At 67.0% G+C, this 22,102-nt stretch carries 21 protein-coding genes; 14 read left to right on the plus strand and 7 right to left on the minus strand.

Annotated elements, in window-relative coordinates:
* Positions 1 to 47: 47 nt before the first annotated feature.
* Complete coding sequence (locus tag FHT36_RS13985; RefSeq protein ID WP_246702212.1) at positions 48 to 848, minus strand: SDR family NAD(P)-dependent oxidoreductase; 801 nt, start codon at positions 846 to 848, stop codon at positions 48 to 50.
* A gap of 182 nt (positions 849 to 1,030) precedes the next feature.
* Between FHT36_RS13985 and FHT36_RS13990 the strand changes: the two genes are divergently transcribed.
* The 5 genes from FHT36_RS13990 (at position 1,031) to FHT36_RS14010 (ending at position 6,074) form a co-directional block, all read left to right on the plus strand.
* Entirely contained in the window at positions 1,031 to 1,780 is a 750-nt protein-coding gene (locus tag FHT36_RS13990; protein WP_169123101.1) for a Crp/Fnr family transcriptional regulator, read from the plus strand.
* 234 nt (positions 1,781 to 2,014) lie between these two features.
* Positions 2,015 to 3,319, plus strand: coding sequence for a M20 family metallopeptidase (locus FHT36_RS13995; RefSeq protein ID WP_169123102.1), 1,305 nt, complete (start codon positions 2,015 to 2,017; stop codon positions 3,317 to 3,319).
* Positions 3,316 to 4,158 carry an ABC transporter permease gene (locus tag FHT36_RS14000; RefSeq protein ID WP_169123103.1) on the plus strand — a complete coding sequence of 281 codons (843 nt, stop codon included), beginning with the start codon at positions 3,316 to 3,318 and terminating at the stop codon, positions 4,156 to 4,158. Before FHT36_RS13995 ends, FHT36_RS14000 begins: the two co-directional genes overlap by 4 nt.
* A 27-nt stretch (positions 4,159 to 4,185) precedes the next feature.
* Positions 4,186 to 5,202, plus strand: a complete 1,017-nt coding sequence (locus FHT36_RS14005; RefSeq protein WP_169123104.1) for an aliphatic sulfonate ABC transporter substrate-binding protein — start codon at positions 4,186 to 4,188, stop codon at positions 5,200 to 5,202.
* Positions 5,203 to 5,225: 23 nt separating this feature from the next.
* Positions 5,226 to 6,074, plus strand: coding sequence for an ABC transporter ATP-binding protein (locus tag FHT36_RS14010; RefSeq protein WP_210257744.1), 849 nt, complete (start codon positions 5,226 to 5,228; stop codon positions 6,072 to 6,074).
* A gap of 119 nt (positions 6,075 to 6,193) precedes the next feature.
* Here FHT36_RS14010 and FHT36_RS14015 read toward each other — a convergent pair whose 3' ends face one another.
* The 5 genes from FHT36_RS14015 to FHT36_RS14035 all read right to left on the minus strand — a co-directional run bounded on the left by FHT36_RS14015 (position 6,194) and on the right by FHT36_RS14035 (position 11,305).
* Positions 6,194 to 7,570, minus strand: coding sequence for an amidase family protein (locus tag FHT36_RS14015; protein WP_169123106.1), 1,377 nt, complete (start codon positions 7,568 to 7,570; stop codon positions 6,194 to 6,196).
* On the minus strand, positions 7,563 to 8,411 hold the full coding sequence (locus FHT36_RS14020; RefSeq protein WP_169123107.1) for an ABC transporter ATP-binding protein: 849 nt from the start codon (positions 8,409 to 8,411) through the stop codon (positions 7,563 to 7,565). Before FHT36_RS14020 ends, FHT36_RS14015 begins: the two co-directional genes overlap by 8 nt.
* Entirely contained in the window at positions 8,408 to 9,247 is an 840-nt protein-coding gene (locus FHT36_RS14025) for an ABC transporter permease (RefSeq protein ID WP_169123108.1), read from the minus strand. Before FHT36_RS14025 ends, FHT36_RS14020 begins: the two co-directional genes overlap by 4 nt.
* A gap of 12 nt (positions 9,248 to 9,259) precedes the next feature.
* Positions 9,260 to 10,246, minus strand: a complete 987-nt coding sequence (locus tag FHT36_RS14030) for an ABC transporter substrate-binding protein (RefSeq protein WP_169123109.1) — start codon at positions 10,244 to 10,246, stop codon at positions 9,260 to 9,262.
* 339 nt (positions 10,247 to 10,585) lie between these two features.
* Positions 10,586 to 11,305 carry an IclR family transcriptional regulator gene (locus tag FHT36_RS14035; RefSeq protein WP_210257745.1) on the minus strand — a complete coding sequence of 240 codons (720 nt, stop codon included), beginning with the start codon at positions 11,303 to 11,305 and terminating at the stop codon, positions 10,586 to 10,588.
* Positions 11,306 to 11,420: 115 nt separating this feature from the next.
* Between FHT36_RS14035 and FHT36_RS14040 the strand changes: the two genes are divergently transcribed.
* The 9 genes from FHT36_RS14040 (at position 11,421) to arsB (ending at position 20,540) form a co-directional block, all read left to right on the plus strand.
* A complete protein-coding gene (locus tag FHT36_RS14040; RefSeq protein ID WP_169123111.1) occupies positions 11,421 to 12,899 on the plus strand; it encodes an aldehyde dehydrogenase in 1,479 nt (492 codons plus the stop codon).
* A gap of 9 nt (positions 12,900 to 12,908) precedes the next feature.
* A complete protein-coding gene (locus tag FHT36_RS14045) occupies positions 12,909 to 13,751 on the plus strand; it encodes a citryl-CoA lyase (protein ID WP_169123112.1) in 843 nt (280 codons plus the stop codon).
* Positions 13,748 to 14,956, plus strand: coding sequence for a CaiB/BaiF CoA-transferase family protein (locus FHT36_RS14050; protein ID WP_169123113.1), 1,209 nt, complete (start codon positions 13,748 to 13,750; stop codon positions 14,954 to 14,956). Before FHT36_RS14045 ends, FHT36_RS14050 begins: the two co-directional genes overlap by 4 nt.
* Positions 14,957 to 14,998: 42 nt before the next feature.
* The gene (locus FHT36_RS14055) at positions 14,999 to 16,474 is read left to right on the plus strand and encodes an FAD-dependent oxidoreductase (RefSeq protein ID WP_210257746.1); all 1,476 of its coding nucleotides are present in this window, start codon (positions 14,999 to 15,001) and stop codon (positions 16,472 to 16,474) included.
* 25 nt (positions 16,475 to 16,499) lie between these two features.
* A complete protein-coding gene (locus FHT36_RS14060; protein ID WP_169123115.1) occupies positions 16,500 to 17,714 on the plus strand; it encodes an ABC transporter substrate-binding protein in 1,215 nt (404 codons plus the stop codon).
* 437 nt (positions 17,715 to 18,151) lie between these two features.
* Positions 18,152 to 18,514, plus strand: coding sequence for a helix-turn-helix transcriptional regulator (locus tag FHT36_RS14065; protein WP_169123116.1), 363 nt, complete (start codon positions 18,152 to 18,154; stop codon positions 18,512 to 18,514).
* Positions 18,507 to 19,046 (plus strand): arsenate reductase ArsC, encoded by a 540-nt coding sequence (locus tag FHT36_RS14070; RefSeq protein WP_169123117.1) that lies wholly within the window; start codon positions 18,507 to 18,509, stop codon positions 19,044 to 19,046. Before FHT36_RS14065 ends, FHT36_RS14070 begins: the two co-directional genes overlap by 8 nt.
* Before the next feature lie 3 nt (positions 19,047 to 19,049).
* Positions 19,050 to 19,472, plus strand: coding sequence for an arsenate reductase (glutaredoxin) (arsC, locus tag FHT36_RS14075; RefSeq protein ID WP_169123118.1), 423 nt, complete (start codon positions 19,050 to 19,052; stop codon positions 19,470 to 19,472).
* 15 nt (positions 19,473 to 19,487) lie between these two features.
* Positions 19,488 to 20,540 carry an ACR3 family arsenite efflux transporter gene (gene arsB / locus FHT36_RS14080; RefSeq protein ID WP_169123119.1) on the plus strand — a complete coding sequence of 351 codons (1,053 nt, stop codon included), beginning with the start codon at positions 19,488 to 19,490 and terminating at the stop codon, positions 20,538 to 20,540.
* Positions 20,541 to 20,790: 250 nt separating this feature from the next.
* Here the strand turns inward: arsB and FHT36_RS14085 are convergent, their stop codons facing one another.
* Positions 20,791 to 22,101 carry an MFS transporter gene (locus FHT36_RS14085; RefSeq protein ID WP_210257747.1) on the minus strand — a complete coding sequence of 437 codons (1,311 nt, stop codon included), beginning with the start codon at positions 22,099 to 22,101 and terminating at the stop codon, positions 20,791 to 20,793.
* Position 22,102 lies beyond the last annotated feature (1 nt).

Here is a 22,102-nt window from a genome sequence, read left to right on the forward strand (position 1 = left end):
TCCCCCTTTTCACCGGACGCCGATAGCGGTCCGTCGAGACCGAGAGGTCATCCTCTGCGTGCGGCACCGCGCAGGGTCGGCAGTCCGATGCCCGCAGCGTCGAACCCGCCGTCCACGGCGAGTTCCTGGCCGGTGATGTAGCTCGCCTTGTCGCCGCACAGGAAGAGCACCGCCTCGGCAAGCTCTTCTTCCAGACCGTAGCGGGCGAGCGGGATGGCGTCGTGATAGTCGGCGCGGATCGCGGGCGAATGCACCTCCTTCGCCATGGCGGTGTCCACAGGCCCCGGCGCCACGGCGTTGACGCGGATGCCGATGCCCGCGAGCTCCACCGCGAGCTGCTTGGTGAGGTGGGCCAGAGCAGCCTTGCTGGTGCCGTAGGCGGCCCGCAGGGTCGAGGCCCGCAGCCCGGAGATGGAGGTGATGTTGACGACGGCCCCGCCGCCCTGCCGCGCAATCAGCGGCGCGGCGGCCTTGGTGCAGTGGAACGGGCCGGACAAATTGACGTCGAGCACGCGGCTCCACTCCGCGTCCGTGGTCTCGAGAATCGGTTTGAACACGGCAATGCCGGCATTGTTGACCAGCGCGTCGAGCCGGCCGAACCGGGCCTCGATCGCCTGCACCGCTTCCGCCACCGCCGCCGCATCCGCCACGTCGCAGACCAGAGCAAGCGTGCGCTCCGGCTCGGCCAGAGCGGCGACCGCCTCCTGCAGAAGCTGGGCCTCGATATCGAGCAGCGCCACCCGCCAGCCATCGGCGAGGAACTTGCGCGCCACGGCAAGGCCAATGCCGCGCGCAGCGCCCGTGACAAGAGCAACCCGGGGTTCCAAGGAGGTGGACATATCGGACATGAGCGCTTCGTGGTGGAGTGAGGTTGGGACCGCTCATATCCCGCCCGCCGGCGAAACGGAATGCCCAGCGTCGATCCACCATGGGATGCCGAACTTTTTCGGGATGATGCGGCTGTCATCCCCCGCCCTTCACGCTACCTTCGCGCACCTGGACGCGCGCAAAGAGCATCTGACGAGGGCGAATGGCGAAAGATGACGTCGAGGGAGAGGGTCTCGACGCCCCTATTCTGCTGGCGGAATGGGAGATGCCTCTGCGCCGCGAGGCCAGCCTGATCGAACGGCTCTCGGAGGTCGATCAAGCCATCGTCCGGCAGCATGGGCACGAGATGCGCCTTGCAACCGGCGAGCCCCTGTTTCGCCAGGGAGAGCGCCACGATGGCATCGTGGTGATCGAGGACGGGCAGATCCGCAGCTTCTATGTGGCGCCCTCGGGACGCGAAATCACGCTGGCCTATTGGTCCAAGGGCCACTTCGTCGGCGGGCCGGATGTCTTCGGCGGCGGCACGCATATGTGGGCCGCGACCGCCATGCGGCCGAGCCGGCTGATGTTCCTGCCCGGCGCAGGCCTGCGGCAGCTCGCGCGACAGGTGCCGGACCTCGCCATCGGGATCATCGACGCCCTCGTCTTCAAGGCGCGCTGCTACTCCGCCTTCGCGCAGATGCTGGGGACGCGATCCGTCGCGCAGCGGCTCGTGCAACTGCTCCAGCACCTCGCCCAGACCTATGGCGTAAAGGACGAGCGCGGCATTCTGATCGCCGCCGCCTTCACCCATGCCGATCTGGCAGCGCTCATCGGGGCAACCCGGCAATGGGTGACGGTGCAGCTCGGCCGGATGCAGCAGGAGGGCATCCTCACCAACCGCCGCGGCCTGATGGTCATCCTGAAGCCCGAAGCGCTCGCCGCGCAGCTGGAACATGCCGGCGAGCGCTGACCGCAGCACGTGGGCTCGCAAGCAACGAATTGCTTTTATATCAAAATTATCGATTTGATAAATATATGGCCGACTGACTAATGTCCGCCCCGAACCCGGCCGCGAAAATGAGCGGACGCCGTTCAAAGGCAATTCCTTTGCAATGGCGAAATCCATCGAACTTCCAATCGGATAACCCGCATTCCGGCAAGTGGCATCCCGCTTGCTGAGCTCTGTTGCGCTTTCGAGGATGCCATGACCGTCGCACTGTCTTCCCAGCCCGCCGCCCTGCCCCTGCGCGACGCGGTTTTGTCCTTCATCACCGAAAAGGCCTGGCTCGATCTCGCCTGCGAGCTGATCCCGGCCGGCCAGCCCGAGGCGGAAAATCCGCTCGACCCGGACCTGCCGGGCGGGAAGGAAGAGGGCATCGCGCTGCTCCTCGCCGACAAGCTCACAGCCCTCGGCTTCACGGTGGACCTGAAGGCTCGCACACCCCACCGGCTCAACGTCATCGCCGACCTTCCCGGCGCGAGTGAGGGGCCATCCCTCATCCTCAACGATCACCTCGACACCTATCCCGCCGGCGACTGGGCGGCCTGGACCATGACCGGCGGTCATCCGTTCAGGCCCACGCGCCACGGCGACCTGCTCTATGCCCGTGGCACATCCGACACCCGCGGCAACCTCGCCTGCACGCTGCTTGCGGTGGAAGCGATCCGGGCCGCCGGCGTGCGCCTCAAGGGCACGCTGAAATGCGTCTACACGGCGGACGAGGAGAAGAACGGGCCGGACGGCTCCATCTTCCTCCTCGACGAATGCGGACTTGCCGCCGACTACACCATCGTCTGCGAGCCCACGGCCTGGACCGCGCCCGATGGCGGCTGGGGCATGGGCATCGCCATCGCCAATTGCGGCAACTTCCTCGTGGAGGTGGAGACCTCCGGCATCAAGACTCATCTGTGGCGGCCCGATACCGGCATCAACGCCATCACCAAGATGATGGAGCTGCTGCCGCAGCTCGAAAAGATGAGCTTCGCCCACACCCCCGCCCCGCACGCGGGCGGCACGCCGCCCATGGTCACGGTGCTGCGCATCGCCGGGGGCGTGCCGCGTGAGATGCAGTTCACGCCGGACAGCTGCAAGGCGGTGCTGGGCGTCGTGGGCATCCTGCCGGGCATGACGCGGGACAGCGTGATGGCGGACATCAACCGCGTGATCGCCGGTGCGCTTGCCGCCGACCCGACCTTGAAGGCCGAGGCCCGGCCTTTCCCCGGCGCGCTGTTCGTGGACGGCACCGGCGAACAGGAGGCGGATGCCGAGCCCGTCCGCTCCCTGCGCAAGGCCTATGGCGAGGTGCTCTCCGGCGAGCCGAAGCTCTACCGCAAGAACGCCTTCAACGACACGATCCGCTTCTCCGAGCGCGGCTTCAAGGCGGTCACCTTCGGCCCCGGTGAAGACGGCTGGGCGCCGGTGAACGAGAGCATCCACATCGGCAAGGCGGTCGCGGCAACCCGCATCCTCGCCCTCACCGTCATGGACCTTCTGGGAGTCGAGGAATGACCGCCGTGGAGACCGCTTCCGAGCGCGCGCAAAGGGCGGCACGGCCGAAGCTGCTGCCGGCGCGGCTGCGGGCCGCCCTGCCCCGCGCACGTCTCCTCACCACCCTCACCGCGGGCTCGCTCTTCGCTCTCTGGTGGCTCGCAGCCCATTATGCGTGGGTGAACCCCCTGTTCCTGCCTTCGCCGAAGGCGGTGTGGGACGCCTTCGTTCGCACCGCGACCGTGGGCTACCAGGGCAGCCTGCTGCACGAGCATCTCATTGCCAGCCTTTACCGCGTGCTGGCGGGCTATGCGCTCGCCTGCCTCGTGGGCATTCCGCTGGGCATCGTCATGGGCCTCAGCCGGGACGTGAAGGCGGTGTTCGATCCGGTGATCGAATTCTACCGGCCGCTGCCGCCGCTGGCGCTCTACACCCTTATCGTCATGTGGCTCGGCATTGGGGACGCCTCCAAGGTCGCCATCCTGTTCCTGGCCGCCTTGCCGCCGCTGACCATCAGCTCCATGCACGCGGCGGCGAGCGTCGATCCGCGCTATGTGAAGGCGGCCAAGAGCCTCGGCGCCAACTCGCGCCAGCTGTTCCGGCACGTCTTCCTGCCCGCCTGCATGCCGGGCATCTGCACCGGCATGCGCATCTCGCTCGGCTTCACCTACACGGTCCTGGTGGCCGCCGAGATCGTCGCCGCCACTGCCGGCCTCGGCTGGATGATCTGGGACGCAAGCAAGTTCCTGCTCGGCGACATCGTCATCATGGGCCTGTTCGTCCTCGCCTTCACCGGCATGGCGCTCGACTTCCTCATCCGCCTCGCCGAACGGGCGCTCACGCCCTGGCGCTTCCGCTGATCCTTATCCCGCCGACTGGAGACTGAGATGAAATCGCTTCGACGCACGGCCTCTTTTCTGCTCGCCGCCGCTTTCTCTTTCGGCCTTTCGGCGGGCGCGCAGGCGCAGCAGAAGCCGGAGGGGATCACCATCGGCTATCTCAACCTCGTCAATGCCCAGCTCGTCACCAAGGCACTGGGCCTGCACGAGAAATCCGGCGTGCCCATCAAGTGGGTCAAGTTCGGCTCGGGCGGCGACATGAATCGCGCCGTGGCCGCGAACCAGGTGGATTTCGGCGGCGTCGGCAATCCGCCCTTCACCATCGGCGCCACCCGCGCCTTGCCCTACAAGGGCATCTTCGTGCTGAACATGCTCGGCCCGGTGGAATCCCTCGCCGTGCGCTCGGACAAGAACATCAAGTCCCTGAAGGACCTCGCCGGCAAGACGGCGGCCGCCCCCTTCGGCTCCACCACCCACTATCTGTTCATCGCCGCCCTGAAGGAGGCGGGGGTGAACCCCACCGACGTGAAGCTCATCGACCTGTCGCCCTCCGATGCCGTCGCCGCCTGGCTGCGCAAGGACATCGACGCGGCCTGGATCTGGGAGCCCAACCTCGACAAGATCGTGAAGAACGGCGGCGAGATTTTCCTCACCAGCGGCGAGATGGCGAAGCGCGGCTACCCCACCTGGGACGTGGGGGTGGTGATGAACGACTTCGCCGCCAAGTATCCCGAGCAGGTGGTCGCCTATGTGAAGGCGGAATGCGAGGGCATCGACTACTGGCTGAAGCACCCGAAGGAGACGGTGGACATCATCGCCAAGGAATTGTCCCTGCCGCCCGAGGACGCCGAGCGCATGATGAAGGGCACCACCATGGTGCCCTGCCCCGAACAGATCACGAAGGACTATCTCGGCACGCCCGGCCAGATCGGCCAGTTCGCCGACACGGTGCTCGCCACCGCGACCTTCCTGAAGGACCAGGGGCGGCTCCCCTCGGTGATGGACCGGGCGGGCTACGCGGCCTTCATCGATCCGTCCTTCCTCGCGAAGGCGCTCGGCAAATGAGCGCCGTCCGGGATGCGATGTCGATGTCCCCTCCTCTTCCCGTGCCCACGCACCTCGCCCCGACGCCGGGGCGCGGGCGGCTGCAGCTGAAGGATGTGTCCATCGCCTATGGAGACGGCGCGGCGCGGCGCACGGTGGTGGAGCGCTTCAACCTTGACGTGGAGCCGGGCGAATTCGTCTGCGTGCTCGGCCCGTCCGGCTGCGGCAAGTCCACGGTGCTCAATGCGGTGGCGGGCTTCGTGACCGCCGCGCGCGGGCTTCTGGAGGTGGATGGCGAGACCATCCAGGGCCCCGGCGCAGACCGGGGCATGGTGTTTCAGCAGGCGACGCTGTTCCCCTGGAAAAGCGTGCTGGAGAACGTCGCCTTCGGCCCCCTCATGTCCACCGGAAGCACCTCGACGGCCGAGCAGACGGCACGGACCTTCCTGTCCCTGGTGGGGCTGGCATCCTTCGAGAAGCACTATCCGTCCGAGCTGTCGGGCGGCATGCAGCAGCGGGTCGGCATCGCGCGGGCGCTCGCCAACTATCCCCGCGTGCTGCTCATGGACGAGCCGTTCGGCGCGCTGGATGCCCAGACGCGGGCGATGATGCAGGAAGCGCTCCTGAACATCTGGGCGGAGTTCCGCACCACCGTGCTGTTCATCACCCACGACATCGAGGAAGCCATCTTCCTCGGCGACCGCGTGGTGGTGATGAGCGCCAATCCCGGTCGCATCGTCGCCGACATCCGCGTGGACATTCCGCGCCCTCGCACGCCGGAGGTGCAGTTCTCGGAGACGTTCCTCGCCATCAAGCGGGAATGTTTCGCGCATATCCGGTCGGAGACGCTGAAGGCGTTCGCCCACCAGCAGAACGCCACGGCGCTGTCGTGATCGCCTGAGGGGACGGGATGCGATTGCCCCGGCCCCGTCGCACGCTCGCTCGTAGCCCCCGCCTTCGCACGCTGGTGTTCGGCGGAGGGGCTATACGGTGTCTGCGAGCCTCGACCCTCTCAGTCCTCTGCCTGAAACTGCCGGGCAAGGCCCGCCACCACACCATCGCGTCCCGCAAGAGAGATGAAGCTGAGCGAAGAGGGCAGCCCCGCCCGGGCCGGGACGCCGGGCGCCGCGACGGCGCACAGGTCCATGGGGTTCACGAAATAGGTGTAGGTGCCCATCGTTGCGTTGCGCACCATGGGGTCCGCCAGCATCTCGTCGATGGTGTAGATGGTCGGCACTGTCGGCACCACGAACGCGGCATAGTCGGCGAGCGCGATTTCCGCGGCGCGCTTCAGCTCCCGCATCCGGTAGATCGTCTCGAAGGCCTGCTTGGCGGAATAGTCCCGCCCCGGCTCGATGGCGGCGAGCGCCGCGGGGTGGATCGCTTCGCGATGGGCCGTGATGACCTCGTCATACTCGACGAGCCGTTCAGCCACGAGCGCCGACTGGAACACCAGCCGCCCGGCCTCCTCGAAGGGGGAATAATCGATCTCCTCCAGCGCGTAGCCGAGCCCGCGCAGGCGATCGAGATTGGTGTCGAACGCGGCCTCGGCGGCCGCGTCGCCGAAGAAGCGCATCTGGTCCCGGCGCGGAATGGCGAGGCGCGTGGAAGGCGCCGGCATGGGCGCGGTCCCGATGGTGTCCGCATCGCGGCGGCTCCAGGGATCGAGCGGGTCATAGCCGGCGATCAGGCCGAGGACTTCGCTCGCGTCGTCCACATTGGCCGCGAAGATGGGGATGCAGTCCAGCAGGCGGCTGTTGTAGACGGCGCCGCGCGTGCTCACGAGCCCGAGCGAGGGCTTCAGCCCAACGATGCCGTTGCAGGCCGCGGGAACACGTCCCGAGCCGCCGGTGTCGCTGCCCAGCGAGAAGGAAACGATGCCGGCCGCCACGGCGACGCCGGAGCCGGAGCTGGACCCGCCGGGGATGAAATCGGGGTCGAGCGCATTGCGGCACAGGGGATCGGGGCTGCGCGTGCCGTTCAGGCCCGTCGCGAACTGGTCCATGGTGTTCTTGCCGATGAGCACCGCCCCGGCGGCCTCCAGGCGGCTGATGGCCAGCGCGCTTTCCTCCGGCGCCATGGCGACCACGGGGCAGTTGAGCGTCGTCGCCATCCCCGCCACGTGCAGATTGTCCTTCACCGCGAAGGTGAGGCCGAGCAGCGGGAGCGCCTCGCCGGCCCGCGCGCGGGCAGCGGCGGCAGCCGCATTCCTCTCCACCTCTGCACGGGGGACCAAAGCGGTGAAAATGCCATCCCCTGCGGCCGCCTGGGCGCGATCCGCCGCATCAAGCACCAGCGCCACCGGATCGGCGCCATCGGCGAGAGCGGCACGGGCGGTCGCGAAGCCGCTGCGCGGAGGGCGGACGGTGGGGGCAACCTTGTCAAGCATCGTGGGTCCCTTCGAAGGCCTTCTGGCTCTGCTGTCGGATGAGGTCGAGACACTCCCGGCGAAGTGCCTGGAAGCGGGCACCCAGTGTTGTTTCAATGGTGCGCGGACGCGGAAGGTCCACGGCAAGGTCGCGGACGATACGCCCCGGCCCCGCCGACATGACGAGCACCCGGTCCGCCAGCAGCACGGCCTCGTCGATATCGTGCGTAACGAAGAGGATCGTGGTGTCCAGTTGCGCCCACAGCCGGAGCAGGCCCTCCTGCATCACCGTGCGGGTCTGGGCATCCAGCGCGCCGAACGGCTCATCCATCAACAGGATGTTCGGCCGGTTGGCGAGCGCGCGGGCGATGGCGACGCGCTGCTGCATACCGCCCGAGAGCGTGTGCGGAAGGGCCTTGGCGGACCGCGAAAGGCCGACCATCTCGATCAGCTCGTCGGCGATGGCGCCGGCGTCGGCGCGCGATTTTCCGGCCATGCGCGGGCCATGCGCCACGTTCGCCCGCACCGACTTCCAGGGGAACAGCCGGGGCTGCTGGAACACGACGCCGCGATCCGGCCCCGGCCCCGTGACGACCTTCGTGCCCACCACCACCTCGCCCTCATAGGGCGTCTCGAAGCCGGCAACGGCATTGAGGAGGGTGGACTTTCCGCAGCCGGACGGCCCCAGCAGGCAGATGAACTCGCCGCGGCGCACCTGAAAGGACACCCGGTCGACGGCGGGAACGAGTTCGCCGCCATCCCGCTCAAACGCGATGGTGACATCGCGCACGTCGATCTCGACCTCGCCGGCCTCCCTCAACGGGACAGGCACGGGCTTGCGGATCATGGAAATGATGCTCATCGCCACCACACCAGGCGCTGCGCCAGCATCGCGAAACAGCGATCGGCGATGAAGGAGATGAGGCCCAGCGCCGCGAGGCCGGCGAAGACGAGGCCGGTCTGCATGTTCTGCTGGGCCAGCTGGATGCGATAGAAGATACCGGCGAAGGCGCCCGCCAGCTCCGCCGCCACCAGCGTGTAGAAGGAAATGCCCACCGCCGTGCGCAGGCCCACGACGATGAAGGGCAGCGCGCTCAGCAACACCACCTCGCCCACCAGTCTGCGGCGTGGCGTGCCCAGCATCTGGGCGGCGCGCACCAGCCCCTGATCCACCTTCTGGACGCCGAGATGGGTGGACAGCCAAACGGTGAAGAACACGCCCCAGACGATCAGGAAGACCTTCCCGCCCTCCGACAGCCCGAACCACAGGATGACGATGGAGACGAAGGCGATGGGCGGGATAGGCCGCAGCACCTGAAACAGCGGGCCGAGCAGCCCGGAGAAGAAGGCGGAGCGACCCGTGAGCAGGCCGCATCCCACGCCGACGACGGACCCGACGAAATAGCCGGTCGCCACGCGCTTCAGGCTCGCCACCGCGTCCTCGACGAACAAGCCGCTCGTGACCCATTCCATCGCCGCGCGCGCAACTTCGGTGGGCGCGGGAAAGAGGATGGGATTGACGATCCTCGCCTGCGCGATCAGTTGCCAGACCATCAGGAAAAGCGGGATGGAGACGAGCCCCACCGCCATGTTGATCCGCTGGCTCAGCCGGGCACTGCGCCGCCGCTTCGCCCCCGCGGCGGGGAGCGCGCCTGCCCCGCGTGGGGAGAGCGCCACCGGGGTGGAGATGTCAGCCATGATGCCGGCGCTTCAGTTGAGCTTGTAGGTGACGCGGGCGGCATCCAGCGCACGCAGGGGTTCGGGAAAGAGAACCACGGCGAAGTCCGGCACGCCGGTCACGCCGGGCGGATGGTTCTTTGTATCGAGACGCCACTGGGCATGGGCCTTGAGGGCATCGATCTGCTTCGCCCCGATCCCGACCTGATAGACATAGTCGCTCCAAATCGGCTTCAGATCCTCCGGCTTCATGCCCACGGCCTTCGAGACGACCTCGATCGCCTCTTCGGGATGCGCCTTCACCCAGGCTTCGGCGGCAATGAGCGCTGCGAGGAATTTGGAAACGATCTGCGGATTGGCCTTCAGGTAGTCCTGCATCACCACGATGTTGAAGGTCTCGGAATAGACGCCCTTGGTATCGAGCAGCGCGACATCGTCGCCGAGCGCCTTCCTGCCGTTGGCGATGTGCGGCTCCCAGGTGTCGTAGGCATCGATGCTTCCGGCCGACAGCGCGGGCAGCATCTCCTGGGGCTTCAGATTGACCAGCGTGACGTCCTTGCTGGTGAGGCCCGCTTTCTTCAGCAATTCGGTCGTGTAGACCTCGCTGCCGGTCCCGGCGGTGTAGGCGATCTTCTTGCCCTTGAGATCGGCGAACGACTTGATGGATGCCTTCTTCGCCGTCAGGGTCTTGATGTCCGAATATTCCATGCCCGTCACGAATGCGATGGGCTGGCCGGCCATGGCGGCCGCCGTGACCGGTGCTTCTGCCGTGGTGGCGATATCGGCGCCGCCCCCGATCACCGTGTCGAGGGCCTGCTTGCCACTGGTGAAGTTGCTCACCGAGATGTCGAGGCCTTCCTTCTCGAACAGCCCCTGCGCCTTGGCGACGATGGTGAGGGCCGAGATGGGCGCCAGATTCTGCGCGAGGCGGGCTTTCAGAAGTTCTACCGCTCCCAGGCTGGAGACGGGCGTCAAGAATATCGCGGCGGCAATAACGCTGCAGAACTTGAAATGCTGCATGGCCCGGTCTCTCTTCTGCAGTCTGAGGATGCAGCCATCGAGCGCGTCCCGGCCCCGCTTTAGAAGCAATTAATTGCTGACTGCAGACCTTGGGGGTCCCTGTCGGGCAAGAGCCACCGCCGTGGACGGCGCCATGATGGACGAGCCGGCGCGGGCGCGCGTGGCCGGCTGATCGAGCCCGTCGCTGCCACGACCTGCGCCGCACCATTTTGTCCGGGGACGTGCCGATCGGAAAAAGGCCATGCCGATGCCGGAGGCCGCCGTCCGGCAGATCGCGGAACGGCCGCCTGCATGAACGGAGTTGGAACTCCTTCGCGCTTCAACGCGACAGCAAATCCCCTAACGCCATTGCCCGCCGAGGATGGCCGTGAGCTCCTGGCCGGCGGCCACGAGCACGGGGGACATGATGGCGATCTGAGAGGGCGTGAAGCGGGTGCGCGGGCCGGAGATCGTCAGCGCGCCCGCAAGGGCGATGCCGCCGGAAAAAACCGGCACCGAGATGGCCGCTGTTTCCGTGTCCCGCTCCCCTTGAGACACCAAGGGCAGATTCGCGAGCAGCGTCCGACGCTCCGCCATGTCCCGGGTCCGCGAGAAGGCCGTCAGCACGTGCCCGGCGGCGCCCTTGTCGAGGGCAAGCACGTCGCCCTCGCGGATATGGTCGCGGATGGGCTGATTGGAATCTTCCCGGAACAGGCAGACCCGCACCGGCCCGTCGCGATGGAAGAACGAAGCGCTCTCCCCGGTCTCCCGCACCAGCTCGCGCAGGATGGGGCGGACGTGCCGGTCGAGCCTGAAACTGCGCTGGTAGAGGCTGCCGAGCCGCATCACCTCGAAGCCCAGTGCGTAGGTCTTGTCCGGCATTCGCACCAGGCATCCGGCGCGCTCCAGCGAGACCGCAAGGCGCAGGAGAGTGCTCTTGTAGAAGCCCGTCCGCTCGGACAGCTCGTGAAGGCTGAGGGCCGTGTCGCCATCCCGAAATGCACCGAGGATGCGGAAGGCGCGGTCCACCGCCTCCACCCCGCCTGCGGACTTCGCGTCCTTCTCCACGTCTGAAGACATCCCGCCCCCGTTCATGCCGACGCACGCCTCCACGGCGGTTGACACGCCTGACCCGCGACGATAGTTCTACTAGAAAGAAACTAGTTCTGTCTAGCAGAATTTTGGGGAGGAAAGAGTGGAGCGCTACCAGCTCTTTATCGACGGCACGTGGTGCGATCCGGCATCGGGCGCGTGGTTCGAGACCAGCGAGCCCTTCTCGGGAGAGGCGTGGGCGCTGATCCCGCGCGGCACCGCCGCCGATGCCGACCGCGCCGTCGAGGCCGCCCACCGCGCCTTCCTCTCGCCGGAATGGTCCTCGCTCACCGCCACCCAGCGCGGCGCGCTGCTGCGCAAGCTCGCGGGCCTGATCGAGGAGAATGTGGACCTGCTCGGCAGGATCGAGCAGCGCGACAACGGCAAGCTCATGGCCGAGGTCGCGGGCCAGGTCCGCAACGTCGCACAGTGGTTCCACTATTATGCGGGGCTCGCCGACAAGGTCGGCGGCGACGTGGTGCCGATCAACAAGGCGGACGTCTTCAACTATACGAAGCTGGAGCCGCTGGGCGTGGTGGTGGCCATCACCCCGTGGAACTCGCCCCTGGCGCTTACGACCTGGAAGATGGCGCCCGCGCTGGCGGCCGGAAACACCATCGTCATCAAGCCCTCGGAATACACCTCCGCCTCGCTGCTGGAGCTGGCCAAGCTCGCGGAAAAGGCAGGCTTTCCGAAGGGCGTCGTGAACGTGGTGACCGGCTTCGGCCCCGAAGTCGGCGAGCCTCTGGTCCGCCACCCGCTCACCGCCAAGGTGGCCTTCACCGGCGGCGACATCGGCGGGCAGAAGGTGAACGAGGCGGCCGCCCCCGGCCTCAAGAAGGTGACGCTCGAACTCGGCGGCAAGTCGCCGAACATCGTGTTCGACGATGCCGACCTTGAGCAGGCGGTGAAGGGGGCGGTGGCTGGCGTGTTCGGCGCCTCCGGCCAGACCTGCATGGCGGGCTCCCGCCTGCTGCTGCAGGAGAGCATCCACGATGCCTTCCTCGCCCGCCTGATCGAGGTGGTGAAGGACGCGAAGATCGGCGATCCCGCGCTCATGGAGACGCAGGTGGGGCCCATCGCCACCCGCGCCCAGTTCGAGAAGATCCTGCGCATGATCGACATGGGCAAGGAGGACGGCGCCACCCTCGCGCTCGGCGGCCATGCCCTGTCCGGCCCGGGCTACGGCCAGGGGCAGTTCGTGGCACCCACCATCTTCACCGGCGTGCGCAACGACATGCGCATCGCCCAGCAGGAAGTGTTCGGCCCTGTGGTCTGCGTGCTGAAGTTCAAGGACGAGGACGAGGCATTGGCCATCGCCAACGACGTGCCCTTCGGCCTCGCCGCCGGCGTGTGGACCAAGGACCTGCATCGCGCCCTGTGGTGCGTCGATCGCCTGAAGGCCGGCACGGTCTGGGTGAACAACTATCGCTCCACCAGCTTCGCCACCCCCTTCGGCGGCTACAAGCGCTCGGGCCTTGGTCGCGAGGGCGGCGTGGAGGCGATCAAGGAATATCTGCAGACCAAGAGCGTGTGGATCACCACCAAGCCCAACCGCTCCAACCCCTTCATCCTGGGCTGAGAGGGCGCCGTGACATCCTCTCCCGATCCTGGCCAGTGGTGGCGCACCGCCATCATCGACATCGCGCCCGGCGCCATCCGCGTCCGGGGCTATGCAATCGAGGACCTCATCGGCTTTGTCTCCTTTCCGGAGATGATCTGGCTGATGTTGCGCGGCGACCTGCCGAGCGCCGATCAAGCGGCGCTGCTTGGCGCGGTGCTGGTGGCGGCGGTGGATCACGGTCCACAGGCGCCCTCCATCGCCATCGCCCGCATGGCCATGACCTGCGGTGTGGGGGTGAACAACGCCATGGCATCGGCCGTGAATGCACTCGGCGATGTCCATGGCGGCGCCGGCCAGCAATGCATGGAGCTGTATGCCGCCGTCGATGGCCGGGCCGGACACGGCATCGCCCTCGATGCCGCCGCCGGTGCGGAGATCGGTGCCCGCCTGCTGCGGCGCGAGCATGTGCCGGGTTTCGGCCACCGCTTTCATCCGGTGGACCCGCGAGCGGGGCGGCTGCTCGCGCTGGTGGACGAAGCGGTGGCGCGGGGCGCTGTCACGGGCCGTTTCGCCGCCATCGGCCGCGCGGTGGAAGATGCGCTCGCGACGGCCAAGGGCAAGCGCCTGCCCATGAATATCGACGGTGCAACCGCCGTCGTCCTGTCCGAGCTCGGCTTCGCGCCGGAGGAGGGCCGCGGGCTGTTCATCCTCTCCCGATCGGTGGGCATCCTCGCCCACGCCATGGAGCAGAAGGCGCAGGGCGGCCGCATCAAGGGGCCGATGCCGCCTGCGGTGCCCTACGCCTACGACGGCGCGGGGCCGCGTGCCCTCCCCCGCACGACCACCAAGGCGGGAGGGACCACGCCATGATCCGTGAGAAGCACCTGCCCCTTGCCGGCATCCGCGTGCTCGACTTCGGGCATACGGTCATGGGCCCGTCCTGCGCCATGATCCTCGCCGATCTCGGCGCCGACGTGCTGAAGATCGAGCCGGCTCCGGGCGGTGACCCCACCCGCCAGCTCCAGGGCTTTGGCATGGGCTATTTCGGTTATTTCAACCGCAACAAGCGCTCCCTGGCGGTGGATCTGAAGAGCGATGCGGGCCGCGAGATCGCCCGCCGCCTCATCAAGGGCGCCGACGTGCTGGTGGAGAACTTCGCCCCCGGCACCATGGGTCGCCTCGGGCTCGATGCGGAGACCGCCACCACCCTCAATCCCCGGCTCGTCTATGCCAGCCTGAAGGGGTTCCTCGATGGCCCCTATGCCCACCGCCTCGCCCTCGACGAGGTCGTGCAGATGATGTCCGGCCTCGCCTACATGACCGGGCCGAGCGGCCGGCCCCTGCGGGCGGGGACATCGGTGGTGGATATTGCGGGCGGCATGTTCGCCGTCATCGCCATCCTCGCCGCGCTGCGCGAGCGCGAGGCGACCGGCGAGGGACAGGTGGTGGAGGCCGCGCTGTTCGAGACCACCGTCTTCCTCATGGGGCAGCACCTCGCCTATGCGGCGCAGACCAACGAGCCCATTCCGCCCATGCCCGAGCGCGTCTCGGCCTGGGCGGTCTACGAGCCTTTCGCGCTCAGGGACGGGCGCCAGATCTTCGTCGGCATCACCACCGACGGGCACTGGCAGCGCTTCTGCGCGCTGGTCGGCTGGCAGGACATGCTCGCCGATGCCAGCCTTGCCACCAATAACGGCCGCGTCGCCGCGCGCGGACGCATCCTGCCCTGCTTCGCCTGCCTGTTCGGGTCGCTGACGCAGGACGAGGCCGTGGCGCTCTGCGAGAAGGCCCGCATTCCCTTCGCGCCCATCGCCCGGCCGGAGGACCTGTTCCACGATCCCCACCTCGCCGCCACCGGCGGCCTGATGCCGACGCGCCTGCCCAACGGCGTGGAAACGCGCCTGCCACGCCTGCCCATCCACATGGGCGAGGCGGACCTCTCGCTGCGCAGCGACCCGCCGGAGGTGGGAGCCGATACGGCCGACGTCCTCGAAGCCCTCGGCTATGCGCCGGACACCATCGCCGCGCTGGCGCGGGAAGGCGTCGTCGCCATGGGCACCGCCGCGTCCCGCTGAAGCCGAACAAAGACAATCAAACTCCGGGAGGAGAACATGCCAGTGACAGCAAAAGGCCCGGACCTGCTCGTAGTGGGCTGCGGCATCGCCGGGCTCAGCGCGGCCGTGTCCGCCCTCGAGGGCGGGCTTTCGGTGACGCTGCTCGAGCGCGCGCCGGAAGAGGAGTTCGGCGGCAACACGCGCTGGACCGAAGCCTATATGCGCATGAAGAACGACAGCGAGATCTCCGACGATTTCGAGGAGCATTTCGCCGCCAATGCCGGCCCCAATCTCGATCCCAACGTCCTGACCGAAGTAGCCCGCCCCTATGCGGACTGGCCGGCGGTGGTGAAGGCCCATCCCTTTCCGGACCCCGAGGTCATCTCCACCTTTGCCGCCGAGGTGCCGCCGACCATCGCCTGGCTGAAGGGCTTCGGCCTGAAGTTCGGCCCCCAGCCCATCTATCTCCTCACCCAGAACACCACGCGCATCGCCGCGCAGGGCGGTGGCCTCGCGCTCATCGAGCGATTGATGGCCGAGGCGAAGCGGCTTGGCGCCGAGGTGCGCTTCCGCACCACCGCGACCGCCTTGCTGCGCGATGCCGACGGGCGCGTCGCGGGTGTCGCCGTCACCGGTCCGGACGGGCGGCGGGAGGAGCTCCGCGCGGGCGGAACCGTGTTCGCCTCGGGCGGCTTCCAGGGCAATCCGGAGATGATGACCCGCTATATCGGCCAGAAGGCGGCCAACATCCGGCCCGTGGCCCGGGGCGGCTACTACAATCGCGGCGAGGGCATTCGCATGATGCTGGAGGCCGGCGCGGCCCCCGCCGGGGAGTTCGGCTCCTACCACGCCGAACCGGTGGATCCCCGCTCGCTCCAGGCCGAGGCGGTGGTGTTCATCTATCCCTACGGCGTGCTCGTGAACCGCGACGGCCGGCGCTTCCTCGACGAGGCGCCCGGCACGGTGGATGCCCACTACGACAATATCGGCCGGGCCATCGCCGACCAGCCGGGCGGCATCTCCTGGGTCATCTTCGACGCCAAGGTGGAGAACATCCCGCGCTGGCGCACCTCCATCCGCTCGGATGTTCCGGCGGTGGAGGCGCCCACGCTGGAAGCGCTGGTGGAAAAGCTGGGGCTGCCGGCCGAGACCCTCGCCACCCTCGCCGCCTTCAACGCCGCCTGTCCGGACGAGAGCGGCGACTTCACGCCCTTCGCCATCGACCACCGGGCGACCACGGGCCTTGAGCCCCGCAAGTCGCACTGGTGCCGGCGGATCGAGACGGCGCCGTTCCGCGCCTATCCGATCATCTCCACCGCCTGCTTCACCTTCGGCGGCGTGAAGGTGAATGCCTCGGCCCAGGTGCTGGACGGCGATGGCAAGGTCATTCCCGGCCTTTACGCCGCCGGCGAGACGGTGGGCCTCTATCACCAGGTCTATACGGGCTCGACCTCCGTGCTGCGCGGCGCCGTGTTCGGCCGCCTCGCCGGCCTCAACGCCGCGGCCAAATACGCGCCGCGCCTGAAGACGGCGCTCTGAACCAGATATAAGAGGGAGGACAACAATGAAAAAGACGATGCTGGCGGCCGCATGCGCGGTGGCCATCGCCCTGCCGCTCGCCGGCGCCCGGGCCCAGTCCTATTCGGACGGGGTGGTGAAGATCGGCATCCTGACCGACCTGTCCGGCCAGCTGTCCGATTCCACCGGCGCCGGGTCCATCCTTGCGGCGGAAATGGCGGTGGCGGACTTCGGCCCCATCGAGGGCGCGAAGGTGGAGATCATCTCCGCCGACCACCAGAACAAGGCCGACATCGGCGCCGCGACCGCACGCAAATGGTACGAGGTGGATGGCGTGGACGCCATCATGGACGTGCCCAACTCCGCCGTGGCGCTGGCCGTGCAGCAGATCACGCGGGAGAAGGACCGCATTGCCATCTTCTCTTCGCCCGCCTCCTCGGACCTCACCGGCAAGGCCTGCTCTCCGAACGGCATCCACTGGACCTATGACACCTACGCACTCGCCCACGTGACTGGCGATGCGGTGGTGGCCTCCGGCCTGAAGAACTGGTTCTTCCTGACCTCCGACTATGCCTTCGGCCATGCGCTGGAGCGTGACACCGGAGCTGTGGTCCAGACGGCGGGGGGCAAGGTCTATGGTTCGGTACGGATGCCGGCCAATGCGCCGGATTTCTCATCCTTCCTGCTGCAGGCCCAGAGTTCGAAGGCCGAGGTCGTCGCCCTCGCGACGGCCGGCCTCGATACGCAGAACGCCATCAAGCAGGCCGCGGAGTTCGGCCTTGCGGAATCAGGCAAGACCATTGCGGCCCTGCTCCTCGCCGATACAGAGGTGCACGCCCTCGGCCTCAAGGCCACGCAGGGCATCCGCCTCACCGCCCCCTTCTACTGGGACATGAATGACGGCACCCGCGCCTTCGCCTTGCGCTTCTACGAGAAGCGCAAGGCCATGCCCACCTTCTATCAAGCGGGGGTCTATGGCGCGGTGACCCATTATCTGAAGGCCGTGAAGGCGGCGAAGACCGATGCCGCGGGCCCGGTGATGGCGAAGATGAAGGACACGCCCGTCAACGATTTCATGACGAAGGACGGCAAGGTGCGCGAGGACGGCCGTGTCATTCGCGACATGTACCTGTTCCAGGTGAAGACTCCAGCGGAGTCCAAGGCGCCGTGGGACTATTACAAGCTCGCGGCGACCGTTCCCGGCGACCGGGCCTTCCGCCCCCTCGCCGAAAGCGAATGCCCGCTGGTTAAGAAGATGTAGGGCGACAGTACCAAGGGGGCCGGAGCCGTTCTGCTCCGGCCCATTCCTGGCTTTCGGAGCAATCGCCCCCGCCCGTAGCGACGCATGTCTGTCGCGCTGGGTCACGGGTACGGATGTGAGGAGGGCCCGCAGGCTTGCGCGCTTGCCGCTCGGCGGCGCGCATCTGCCTCTTACGCGCCCTCCCCCGCCAAGCGCAAAGGTGCGGGCCTTCACCGAGGCGCATACGTCCATCGGTGAATACCTCGTGTGGGCATCACAATCGATGGACGATTGATGGGCGCCACCCCGCCATAGGCCGGCACTGGCCGTTCCACCAAGTCCTGACGCTCCCATCCGGCAATGTGCCCTTGAACGGGCCAGATCCGCCGTGCCCGGGGCTTGTCGTTTTCCGCGGAATGGCGTACTTAACATCTCAATAAATCTTGAGATGTTGACTCATGGATGAATCGAGTGCCCTCGCCTCCTTCGCTGCGCTGTCTCAGGAAACCCGTCTCCGCGTGGTGCGCCTTCTGGTGCAGGCCGGTCCGGAGGGGCTGCCTGCTGGCGCCATCGGCGAGGCCATGGATGGCGCTTCCTCCTCCCGCATGTCCTTTCACCTGAACCATCTGGAGCAGGCCGGACTGGTGCGCTCGCGGCGGGAAGGGCGATCCATCATCTACAGCGCCGTCTACCCTGCCCTTTCCGATCTCGTGGCCTTCCTGATGCGCGATTGCTGCAACGGGCATCCCGAGGTCTGCGCCCCCGCCGTTGCTGCCTTGTCCTGCGCCTGCGAACCCAAGACTGAGGACACCCATGCCTGACACGAGCTCCGATCACGTGTTCAACGTGCTGTTCCTGTGCACCGGCAATTCCGCCCGCTCGATCCTCGCGGAAAGCATCCTCTCGAAGGACGGGGCCGGCCGGTTCCGCGCCTTCTCGGCCGGGAGCGCCCCCAAGGGCGAGGTGAACCCGATCGCCATCCGGACGCTGAATGCCTTCGGCTACCCGACCTATGGCTTTCGCTCCAAGAGCTGGCTCGAATTCGCCGAGCCGAACGCGCCGGTGATGGATTTCGTCTTCACCGTCTGTGACAACGCCGCCGGCGAAGCCTGCCCCATCTGGCCGGGGCAACCGATGACGGCCCATTGGGGCATCGAGGACCCCGCCGCGGTGGAGGGCAGCGACATCGTCCGGGAAGCGGCCTTCAACGCCGCCTTCCGCTATCTCAAGAACCGCATCTCGGTGTTCACGGCGTTGCCGATCACCAAGCTCGACCGCCTCGCCCTCGGTACCAAGCTGCGCGAGATCGGCCGCCTCGAAGGTGGCACCGATCCGCGCTCCGACGTGGCCTGAGCTATGGACGTCATCATCTATCACAACCCGGATTGCGGCACCTCGCGCAACACGCTGGCGATGATCCGGAATGCCGGGATCGAGCCGCATGTAATCCAGTACCTGAAGACGCCGCCAACCCGCGCGCGGCTCGAGGATCTCATCAGTCGCGCCGGTCTTTCCGTTCGCGAGACGCTGCGCGAGAAGGGCACGCCGTATGCGGAACTCGGACTGGGCGATCCCGCCCTTTCCGACGACGCCCTGCTCGACGCCATGATGGCCCATCCCATCCTCATCAACCGTCCTTTCGTGGTCTCGCCTTTGGGTGTGCGCCTGTGCCGTCCGTCCGAACGGGTGCTCGATCTGCTGCCGCAGCAGCAGGGCGCCTTAACCAAGGAGGATGGCGAGCGCGTGGTGGACGAGGCCGGCCGGCGCATCGCCGGCTGAGTATGGAGATCAGCAATGTCCCTGTTTGAGCGGTATCTCACCGTGTGGGTCGGATTGTGCATCGTCGCGGGCGTGCTGCTCGGCCATCTGGCGCCGTCGGTCTTCCACGCCATCGGGGCCGTGGAGATCGCGCAGGTGAACCTGCCGGTGGCCGTGCTGATCTGGCTGATGATCGTGCCCATGCTGCTGAAGATCGATTTCGCCGCCCTCGGCGAGGTGGGCCGGCACTGGCGCGGCATCGGCGTGACACTGTTCGTCAACTGGGCGGTGAAACCCTTCTCCATGGCCCTGCTCGGCTGGCTGTTCATCGGCTGGCTGTTCCGGCCTCTGCTTCCGGCAGACCAGATCGACAGCTACATCGCCGGCCTCATCATCCTCGCCGCCGCGCCCTGTACCGCCATGGTTTTCGTGTGGTCGAACCTCACCAAGGGCGAGCCGCATTTCACACTGTCGCAGGTGGCGCTGAACGACGCCATCATGGTGGTCGCCTTCGCGCCCATCGTCGCCCTGCTGCTGGGCCTCTCCGCCATCACGGTGCCATGGGGCACGCTGGTGCTGTCCGTGGTGCTCTACATCGTCATTCCAGTCATCGTCGCGCAACTGCTGCGCCGCCGGCTGCTGGCGCACGGCGGGCAGGCGGCGCTGGACGGCCTGCTGGCCCGTCTCGGACCGCTCTCACTCGTGGCACTTCTGGCGACGCTGGTGCTGCTCTTCGGCTTCCAGGGCGAGGCGATCATCGCCCAGCCGCTGGTCATCGCACTGCTGGCGGTGCCGATCCTGATCCAGGTCTATTTCAACGCCGGCCTCGCCTATTTGCTGAACCGCGCCACAGGCGAGGCGCACTGCGTCGCCGGGCCCTCTGCACTGATCGGGGCGTCGAACTTCTTCGAGCTGGCCGTGGCCGCGGCCATCTCGCTGTTCGGCTTCACCTCCGGAGCGGCGCTCGCCACGGTGGTGGGCGTGCTGATCGAGGTGCCCGTGATGCTCTCGGTGGTCTGGATCGTGAACCGCTCCAAGGGCTGGTACGAGCGAACAGCCGAGGCCGGGAAAATCCGGCCAGCCGACTAATTCGGGAATTGCCGAAGTCGTCCTTGATCCAGTGTGACGTTCGCTCTAGCCCCACATGAGCACCAAAGGACGGAGCGCAGCCGAGCCGGCCTGAAAAGACCGTGCTGCGGACCATCTACGCCACTTCGGCACCAAGACGGACCTCCTGTCTCCGCAGTTTCCCACGTCTTGATACTGCTTCCGCGGCGCGGCGGCTTCAGACTCGCGCCGGGTCGAAACCGCAGCGCGGGACCGAGCCGCCGTTGCCGAACTACCGGTTCACCGCGCCGCTGCGGAACGTCAACACCATCGCAGCTCCGAGCACGAGGATGCCCGCAAGGCTGTAGAGGGCGACACTGCCACCATCCACGACGTGATCGCGCAGCCACCCGATGGCGAACGGCGCCGCGAACCCGCCCAGGGCGAGAGCGGAATTGATGAGGGCGAGCCCGCCCGCCAGGGCCTGAGGTCCGAGAACGAGGCCCGGCAGCGTCCAGAACGTCGCGACCGCCGTGCTGATTCCGGCCACGCCCAGGGTCAGTCCGACCAGCACCCTGTGAAGATCGCCGCCGGACTTGACCGCCAGGACGATCCCGAGGGCTCCCATCAGGATCGGCACGACGAGATGAAGACGTCGCTCCCGGAAGCGATCCGACGACCAGCCCGCAGCCATGATGACGACGATGGAGAACAGGTGGGGGATGGCGGAGAGGAGACCGATGGACGTATTCGACCCCGCGCCGGCCTCCTTCAGCAAGGTCGGCATCCAGAACGCAATTCCAAGAAAGCCGGCTCCCAGCGAGAAATATACGAAGGTCAGTTTCCAGAGGGACGGGGATGTCAGCGCGTGGCGAAAGGAATGTCCGGGCACCTCCGGGAACTCTTCCGCCTTGATTTGCCGCAGCCGCATGCGGTCGGCCGGCGACAGCCACTCGGCTTGCTCAGGCGTGTCGCGCAGGACGAAGAAGCAGGCAATCCCCAGGAGAATGGACGGAAAGCCTTCGACGAGGAAAAGCCACTGCCATCCGGTCAGTCCCCCCACCTGGTGGAGCGCGTCGAGAAGCCACCCGGAGACGGGGCCGCCGATCAGTCCGGAGATGGGAATGGCGCAGATCAGGGCCGCCATGATACGCCCGCGAAGCTTGCTCGGATACCAGATGGTCAGAAAGTAGATGATGCCGGGGAAGAAGCCGGCTTCCGCCACCCCGAGCAGAAATCTCAGGATGTAGAACGAGGTCTCGCCCTGCACGAACAAGGTCGCGCAGCTGATGGCCCCCCAGCTGATCATGATGCGGGACAGCCAGAGCCGGGCGCCGACGCGATCGAGAATGAGATTGCTCGGCACTTCGAGAAAAAAGTATCCGATGAAGAAGATGCTTGCCCCAAACCCATACACTGAATCGCTGAACTGAAGATCTTTCGCCATCGACATTTTGGCGAACGACACATTCACCCGGTCAATGTAGGCGAAGAGGTAGCAGAGCATTATGAATGGAATGAACTTCCAGCTTATTCTGGCAAACAGGCGGCTATCGTCGTCACTCAGGTCCCTGCTGAATGTGGCGGCGGTCTCGGAGCTCATG

This window comes from Xanthobacter sp. SG618 (assembly GCF_012932745.1).
GTDB lineage: Bacteria > Pseudomonadota > Alphaproteobacteria > Rhizobiales > Xanthobacteraceae > Xanthobacter > Xanthobacter flavus.